The organism is Bacillus sp. NH11B (assembly GCF_001884205.1).
In the GTDB taxonomy this organism is placed as follows: Bacteria; Bacillota; Bacilli; order Bacillales; family Bacillaceae_G; genus Bacillus_A; species Bacillus_A proteolyticus.
On the sequence record NZ_MAOG01000076.1, the window covers coordinates 1 to 8,417 of the forward strand.

An 8,417-nucleotide genomic window follows, 5' to 3' on the forward strand; every position below is an offset into this window, starting at 1 on the left:
AAAAAAAGTGACACAGGTGTCAAAAAAAAGTGACACCTAAAAAAAGGTAAATAACAATAAAAAAAAGAACGCAAGATTTTTTTTGCGTTCTTTTAAAATAAATAAATGGGTAGTTTATGTTTTTTCTTTCCTTGATCTTCAACTTTAAAATTTCTTAATGAATCCCTAAAAATATGTTGAGTTGCTTTATCTATTCCATCTTTAGGAGAGCAACACATAACATTTGGATTTACAAACCATGTACGGCTAGTACAAACCCGTCCATCTTCAGTTGTAACACCTGATTGTGCAACTGCTAATACTCCCTTTTTTAATAAACCATTCATAACACTAGAAATACTTTGACGAGTCATTTTAAACTTTTCAGCTAAATATGTAGGCGATGCTGGATTATTTGTCTCACGTTCTACAAGAACATTGGTTTTAAACTCTACAGATGAAGTTAATTTGAATAAAAAAGCTTCTTCCTTACTACTTAAATAACCTATTTCAATCAGATAATCTATATTATCCATTATAATTTGCACAAATCTCACCCGATCTGTAGGTTTTTTCTTTTTACCTATGAAATATTCTTCCCCACCAGACATTTTACTTAACATCTGTAAAAGCATAACTCTTTCTTCTTCTGAATATCCACCAGTTTGCAATTGATCATAAATACTATCAATCTTACTATCTCTTATTTTCGCTTTTTTTTCGGCTTGTCCAAAATCTACAACTTTTGTCATAAAATAATTCTCTCCCTTAGTGGAAGGAATCAACTTTTATATGTTAGAATGTATATAGAATATATATTGGTTGATTCCAACCTTATTAAGAAAAACCGCCTGCCGTCCAAAGCATGGGCGGTTTTTCTCGTTTATACGTCTTTCTTTATAATAACATGAAACACCTTGTTAAAGCTTTCCATCTCTTGCAAAAACACAACATTCAACCCTCTTTTTCTTCTTCAAACTCATGCAATTCAATGCTTTCACCATTATCACTCTTATCTTTCCCTATCAAAATCTCGATGTCTGCTTATTTCTCTCTTATATTCACGTTCAAATTGATTATCTATTCCCTTGCTATCCAATTCATTTTTAATAATTTCTCTAAACGCCTTAAATTGCTCTTTCAAAACTTTTTTCGTTTGCACATACAAAACTCTTATATTCGTCTGTAAACCCTTTATATGAGCTTTTAATGAGCTGATTTCTCTATTTAATACACCAACTTCTTTTTGTAACTGACTTTTTTCTTGTTTCAATGTTCGATTTTCTTCCATCCATCCCTCTGCATGTACTTTTAAACTCTCATTCTCTTTCACAAAATCTGTCTTTTTCAAACGCTCATAATCCTTTTTGATAGTAACTGCTGCATTCACTTGCTTTGTTAATTTTTGATATTGTTCTGGTGATAACACATAATTTCTTGTTTGTTTCTTCGTGATCTCAGCTTTTCCAAACAATTTATCCTGTACTTCTACTACTACTTCTTTACGTAAAAATGGAATTTTAACAGGTTCATTTGGTACTTCATCCGTAGCACTATCTAATTCTTTTTGCATTTGTTTTACTCTATTTTCTAACTCTACATGACACTCGCCAATTAACTGTAGCTTTTCACTTTCACTCTCTACTTGTTGTTTTACTATCTCTAATTCTTTGTACTTATCAACGACATCACTTTCTAAACTCTTTTTCGTTACTTCTAATTCGTTTGTTTTCTCTTCAACATTTTTTAAATGATGGTCAATCGTTTGTAAATGCGTTTCTTTTTCTTGTACTTGATTCTCAACAATTGATCTTGTTTCTGCATATTCCTTGTATTGACGGACTTTCATGTATTTATGTGAACCTACATTGGCACGTTCAAAATTCGGAATGTGTTCTTTCGCTAATTGCTCAATATAAGCCGTTTCTAATTGTCTCCAATTCGCAATTAACTCCGTCCCTTTTCCTTGCACGCCTTGTTGTTGCAAGGCTCTATCCATTCCGACACGCCTCGTTAATCCTCGACTACTTTCGAAATGCGGTACATAGTTAATATGTAAATGCGGATTGGCTTCATCATCATGTAAAACCATGTTATAGACTGCTAGATTTGGATTCCGCCCTTGAAACGCCTCCGCATACTGTTTTAACGCTTCTTTTTTAGCTTCCCTATACTTTGGGTCATCTTTACCCTCTCCAACCGCTACAACCAATTCTCGTTGCTCATGTGTCTTTTCATTTTTATGTATTTTGTCATAGTAGTCCTGAATCTTACGGTCATTTCGTTTTTGCTTCTCATTATACTTGTCCACCGCTTCTTGAAAGACATCCTTGTATACACTTCGGATATCCTTTTGAACAAAGTAGATATTCTCGTCTAACCTGGATGGATCGATGCCAGGATTCCCATGAATGTTTTCTCTGTTATTATGGCTTAATGAACTTTGGTGAGATTGATTAAATGAGATAGAGAACAACATAAAGTGCCACCACTTCCCCTAGATTAATTGATACAATAAGTCTAGCAAGGCGACGAAATTGTGTCAATTGACGTAACCCTATACTTATTTTGACACTTCGTATCAAAATAGATAGGGGTCTGCGACGCATTTCGGCTTTGCCGAGCCATGCCCAGGCATGGCAAAAACCGTCTCGTAAACGTGACATAGTCGTCCTCCAATGGACGCTATTTATTCCACGTTTTCTTGACCACGAGCCTCTAAACCCTCAAACTCCCGAAGGCAATCCCACAGGGCAAAAACCGCCCTATGGGACCACCTCCCGTAGTTTGCATGAGGGTTCCCCTCATGGTAAAGAAACTTTCGCGGCATAACCGCTCAGTGGTTTCCCCTTAATGCTCCTTGCATGGATCAGCAAAAAAACGCTGAACCATTCCAGTCCGCTTACCATTTACTAATATTTCAATTTGTTTGTTTTTCATTGATTTAAAACTAAACACTTTGTTTAGTTTTTAGACATATTATATAAATGTTTATTTATTTTTAACTGAGGTGAATTATTATGATAAATCCTTACCATATTGGAAACAGACAAGCAGGCCCAGTCTTTTCACTCCATGCAGCTCAAGTAACAATCCATGCAATGCAACATGCTATGCAACATATGCCATACTATTATCATCCAGCTATACCTTATCATGGAACAATACAATATTATCCAGATATAGAATATCCATCTCAAAGTATATATCCTACTACTTTTACAACAATTCCATTTTATTAACATCCTCTTGTTTTTAGTATGTTCGGCTTGGCGACATATCCATACCTGCCGAATTTCTCTATGCAATGGAGAAAAGCCTCTTTGATTATAAAATAAGAAAGCCCAAATCCATTATTAAGATTTGAACCTTTTTCAAAAATAAGGGGAGTATAATAAAACGTAATATAATTTATGCTTGTCTTTTTTTATGTGTATCTAGTAAAAGCACATTTTCTATAAATATATTTTTCTAAGTTCATTCCTCTATCAACTCTTATAGCAGTTATTTGTTTAAAAAAAGGGGCTAAATAGCCCCTTTGATTTTAGAAGAAAGGAATTAAAATAAAAAAGTAGGATAAGCCCAGTTATACCAAGGGATTTGACGTTTTTCCTTATGTTCATATTTAATCTCAATTGTAAGTTCCAATGTAAACTAATAGATATTAGTTTACATTCAATAACCCGTAAATATTGAATTCAAAACGCTATAAATAAAGAGGATATTGAATCATAAATCAATATCTTCTTTACTTTCAAAAGGACCTGCTCAATTAATACGTAAAAACATAAAGTAAAGTGAATCCGTTAAAATACATGAGTGACTCCGTGTTTAATCCTCTTATTTAAAGGAGGAACTATTATGGGCTTTGGTGGTAGTTGTGGTGGCGGCTTTGCTGGAGGATTTGCTTTATTAGTTGTATTATTTATTTTATTAATCATCGTTGGAGCTTCTTGCTTCTGCTAAAAAAACTATCAGAAAAGACACTCTTATAAGAGTGTCTTTTCTTTATGGGCAAAAACACCCAATATATATTCTCTACACAACCAAAATTACCATAACACCACTTATTCATAGCAAACCAACAGGAACTAGAGTACTATATCTTTTTTTGATGTACATTTTAGTTAATTTAAAAAATAAACAATACAATTATTAAAATAAATACACTACCAAATCTATATTTTTATAAAAATAAAAAAAGAGTGCTGTGAAGAAACACACTCATTGAAAGAAATTTACCAATCCCGACGATCATCATGATCATGATTACGTCTGCGACGACATTCATCACAATCACAGTCGCGGTCACGTCTACAACGACGATCATCAAAATCTCTATCTCTGCGTCTGCAAAACATTAAATCATCCCAAAATCTATTACAATCTCTGCAATGTCTGAGATTACAATTACATCCCATAAATATGATTACCTCCTCTTAACAATAGAATTCCTCATATTCTATGATTAAAAGTTAAAAACAGCTTGTTTACTAGTCTATGTTTTGCATTTTAAAATAATAAGATATTTTGCCCATAGCCAATATTACCGACAAATTTCACATTTCAAAGGTATTTCGTTTTATCATGTATAATGTAACTTTAGGAACGTCAATTGGAACATTAAGAGGAGCGTGAGGAACGATGTCTGATGGAACGCGGAATGGTATACAATCCGAGCCACTCCCGGCTTTCCTAACCAAGGAAGTAGCAGAAATGTTAAGTATTAGCGAAAGCTATTTACGTAAATGGTGTTTAGAGTTAGAAAAACATGAATACATCTTTATAAAAGTTCGTGATCCTAAAAGTAATCGCGAGTATCGAACCTTTACTTCAAAAGATATAAAAGCTTTGAAACAATTTCAAACACTTATGAAAGATGCCGGGTATAACAAGTCCGATGCTGCCAAAACCGTAGCAATAACCATAAATAATGAAAATTGGAACACGAGTGGAACGTCCCATGATCCAATGGATTCCCAATCCTTGCTTATTACAAGAGATAAAGAAATATTGGAACGCGAAAACAACACTAATTTGTTACGTGAATTGTTGCGTGAGGAACGCGAAGAAATAACAAAAGAACTTCAATCCATGAAAGAAGAACTACGACGAACTCAAGAAGAATTTCAAACATTGAAAGATGGTATACAAATATATCAAAAACACCATGAACAATTGTTGCAAGAAAGAGATGAGCAACTATTACATAACATACGATCTATTCAAGAGACTAAACAACTAGTTGCTCCTACTATAGAAAATAAACAACATTGGTGGAAATTCTGGAAATAAAAAAAGCCTTGCTTATATGCAAGGCTTTTTTTATACAGAATTCTATACAGATTTTTGTACTAATACAGAACATCGATAAGCCTAAAAAACCCCTTTATCTCTACCATGTATAAAATCATGCATAGCACGATAAAAAGAAAAAACGCACAACCCCAATTGCATCAAAGGTTTGTGCGTTTTCCTTGCTACCGATAATGAGACGTTATGTTAACCTTACATGAATATGGTATGCATTAAAAAATGTCTTAACGTGGATTTTATGTCATTTGGTTGACGTGTTCCCATAATTTGATTAAACATTATTTCCGTTCTTGTTCCATTACTACATAAACCCCACTTATGTTAAAATAAAGAAAAATCAGAAAACAGTTCTTGTTCTATTAACAGATAGGATTGTAGAAAAGAGGGAAATTGTTTTGCTAATTAGAGAAATAGAAATTGAAGATGCTAAGAACTTCATAAATCTAATAAAGGAAGTTGAGAATAATTCCGATTTTATGCTTATGGAGGCTAAAGAAAGAAAAACCACCATAGAACAACAACAAAAGCAACTAGAACAAATAAAACAGCAAAACAATTCAACAATATTTGTTGCTGAAGAAAAGGAAAAACTAGTTGGATATTTAATTGCTATGGGTGGAACTGTTAAGAGAATAAAACATTCTGCTTATCTTGTTATAGGTATCCTACAAGAACATAGAGGAAAAGGGATAGGAACAAAATTATTTGAAAACGTAACAATATGGGCTCCAAAACATAACATATCACGATTAGAACTTACCACTGTAACAGAAAATGAATCTGGAGTCGCTCTATACAAGAAAAGTGGATTTGATATTGAAGGAACGAAAAGAAGCTCTCTATTTATTAACGGTAAAACTTTTAGTGAGTATTATATGGCGAAATTATTATAAACTTCATATTCTGTTCTTGAAAAATCATAAATGCTAACATTCCTGACATAGAACAAGAAGGATATAATCTAAATTAACTTCTGATAACGATAATTATGTAAATAAGCTGTCTATATGGGCAGCTTATTGTTGTTTTTTTTCAAAATGCTGGCGATACCCCTAATATAACTGAGTTTATTAATGTTTTTGGGATGTGACAAAAACTTCATATCTAATAGATCCTAATAATTACAAAAAATATAAAAAACTATCCTACATCAGCAATTGCTTGGATAAAATCAAGTCTAACATTAATTTTATTTGGAAAACCTATAATATTATTAGTTAAATTACTTTTCACTTCTACATTTGGTCCAATAATTGTAACTAAATTATAACTTATATTCATTATAAAACCTTTAATATGAATTCCTTCTAAAAATAGTACAGTACGCAAATTAAGTAATTGATAACTACTCAAAAGTTCTCTAATCTCACTTGTTAATTCAATAAAACTATCATTAGAGCTATCATTAGAACTATCATTAGAGCTATCATTAGAACTATCATTAGAGCTATCATTAGAACCATCATTAGAGCTATCATTAGAACCATCATTAGAGCTATCATTAGAACTATCATTAGAGCTATTATTAGAACTATCATTAGAGCTATCATTAGAACTATTATTAGAACTATTATTAGAGCTATCATTAGAACTATCATTAGAACTATTATTAGAGCTATTATTAAAACTATTATTAGAGCTATTATTAAAACTATTATTAGAGCTATTATTAAAATTATCATTAAAACTATTATCCATTAAATAATGGGAAAATGATTCCTTTAATTCTAAAGAATCATTAGAAGACATTTTCGATTTTAATAAAACATCAAAAGATTTATCTGATTCAGCTGAAGTACAAACCATTCTTCTTGATTTACACGGAATAAAAAAAGGAATAGGAGTTATCTCAATTAATCTAAATTTACGTTCCTTATTTTTAAAATCAGAACAAAACTCACACAACTGTACCCCTCCCTATAAAAATATGTACTATATAGTAAACATATTATAAAAAAATGTACTGGGTATTTATAATACCCAGTACATTTTTAAAGTTTATTATGCTCCTTGATCATCACTAACTGATAAAATATCACTAATTTTAACACTAATTTGATTTGGATTTTCAAGAGCTCCACCATTATCATTGCTTTCCACTTCAACGCCTTCTCCATTACCACGACGAAGAGTAACAAAAGTTTCTCCAATTCGTGTAATAAGACCCTCTACATGGAACGATGGTAAAAATAATACAACTCTTGCTCCTACCAATTGAAATGCTTGTAACAAAGTACGAATTTCAGTTTCTTGCTTAATTTCAGGCATATTCTAATACATTCCCTTCCTACTAAATTTTAATAAATAACAATGAAATTAAATTCTATTAAATTAATTCATCATTACTTATAAAAATAGAATATGTTCAAAATTAATAAATGAAATAGACAGGTTGGCAAAAATGATATGTTATAGCTATCTCTTTCACCCTATATATAAGAATAAAATAGGCAAAATAAAGAAACATATAAAAAAATGTTAATAGAATACCTAAAATAAATATATAGTTTATCGCAAACTCTAAATTCAGATATCCGTATATCTTGAAATAGATACTTAAAATCCACCTGAAAAATCACTTAAAAATATGTATTAAAATGTTAAAGTATGAACCGTACTTTTTTTCTTTTAATCTTGTCTCTTTGCTTTTTGGCTAGAGTGCTGGCTCGTCGTGTGGGGACGAAACCCCACGTATTACGTATCTAATTTAGAAATAAGAAATATTCTAGAACGACAAATCAAAGCGGTTCGGCTCGTATACTTGCTAGTCCAAGTCGATAACCATTTCTTTGCTTTTTGTCTGTCGGCTTGGCGAGAAAAACAAACGAGCCGAAAAAAGTTTTGCAATGACAAAATTAAAAAGAAAAGGCGGTAGCCTTTAGGTGAGGATAAACGAACCGACTTTTTGATTTTGAGGGTGGAGATTTTTGAGTGGTTTTCTCAAAAATACGACCCGTTCCTTGCGGAACTTTTAGCTATATATATAAGAGTGAGAAGAGCAAAGTGAAGAAAGTCAGTAGTAACAAGGGTTTATAAGATATAGGGTGTCAAAAAAAAGTGACACAGGTGTCAAAAAAAAGTGACACCTAAAAAAAGGTAAATAACAATAAAAAAAAGAACGC

At 32.0% G+C, this 8,417-nt stretch carries 9 protein-coding genes; 4 read left to right on the forward strand and 5 right to left on the reverse strand.

Annotated elements, in window-relative coordinates; genetic code table 11:
* Positions 1-92 precede the first annotated feature (92 nt).
* Together BAU27_RS11530 and BAU27_RS11535 are read right to left on the reverse strand one after the other, a co-directional pair.
* Positions 93-731, reverse strand: coding sequence for a MarR family transcriptional regulator (locus BAU27_RS11530; RefSeq protein ID WP_002170137.1), 639 nt, complete (start codon positions 729-731; stop codon positions 93-95).
* Between the two features lie 260 nt (positions 732-991).
* A complete protein-coding gene (locus tag BAU27_RS11535) occupies positions 992-2,458 on the reverse strand; it encodes a plasmid recombination protein (protein WP_071770945.1) in 1,467 nt (488 codons plus the stop codon).
* A gap of 541 nt (positions 2,459-2,999) precedes the next feature.
* Between BAU27_RS11535 and BAU27_RS11545 the strand changes: the two genes are divergently transcribed.
* Both BAU27_RS11545 and BAU27_RS11550 read left to right on the forward strand, forming a co-directional pair.
* The gene (locus tag BAU27_RS11545) at positions 3,000-3,221 is read left to right on the forward strand and encodes a hypothetical protein (RefSeq protein WP_071770947.1); all 222 of its coding nucleotides are present in this window, start codon (positions 3,000-3,002) and stop codon (positions 3,219-3,221) included.
* Between the two features lie 619 nt (positions 3,222-3,840).
* Positions 3,841-3,945 carry a YjcZ family sporulation protein gene (locus tag BAU27_RS11550; RefSeq protein ID WP_063219790.1) on the forward strand — a complete coding sequence of 35 codons (105 nt, stop codon included), beginning with the start codon at positions 3,841-3,843 and terminating at the stop codon, positions 3,943-3,945.
* Positions 3,946-4,217: 272 nt separating this feature from the next.
* Here BAU27_RS11550 and BAU27_RS33220 read toward each other — a convergent pair whose 3' ends face one another.
* Positions 4,218-4,340: a hypothetical protein gene (locus BAU27_RS33220; protein WP_302848835.1), complete on the reverse strand. Its 123-nt coding sequence runs from the start codon at positions 4,338-4,340 to the stop codon at positions 4,218-4,220.
* A gap of 283 nt (positions 4,341-4,623) precedes the next feature.
* Between BAU27_RS33220 and BAU27_RS11560 the strand changes: the two genes are divergently transcribed.
* Both BAU27_RS11560 and BAU27_RS11565 read left to right on the forward strand, forming a co-directional pair.
* Positions 4,624-5,274 carry a DUF3967 domain-containing protein gene (locus tag BAU27_RS11560; protein ID WP_071770949.1) on the forward strand — a complete coding sequence of 217 codons (651 nt, stop codon included), beginning with the start codon at positions 4,624-4,626 and terminating at the stop codon, positions 5,272-5,274.
* 416 nt (positions 5,275-5,690) lie between these two features.
* Positions 5,691-6,188: a GNAT family N-acetyltransferase gene (locus BAU27_RS11565; protein ID WP_071770950.1), complete on the forward strand. Its 498-nt coding sequence runs from the start codon at positions 5,691-5,693 to the stop codon at positions 6,186-6,188.
* 247 nt (positions 6,189-6,435) lie between these two features.
* Here BAU27_RS11565 and BAU27_RS32880 read toward each other — a convergent pair whose 3' ends face one another.
* Positions 6,436-7,200, reverse strand: coding sequence for a hypothetical protein (locus tag BAU27_RS32880; RefSeq protein WP_071770951.1), 765 nt, complete (start codon positions 7,198-7,200; stop codon positions 6,436-6,438).
* A gap of 96 nt (positions 7,201-7,296) precedes the next feature.
* Entirely contained in the window at positions 7,297-7,563 is a 267-nt protein-coding gene (locus BAU27_RS11575; protein ID WP_071770952.1) for a hypothetical protein, read from the reverse strand.
* Positions 7,564-8,417: the final 854 nt, after the last annotated feature.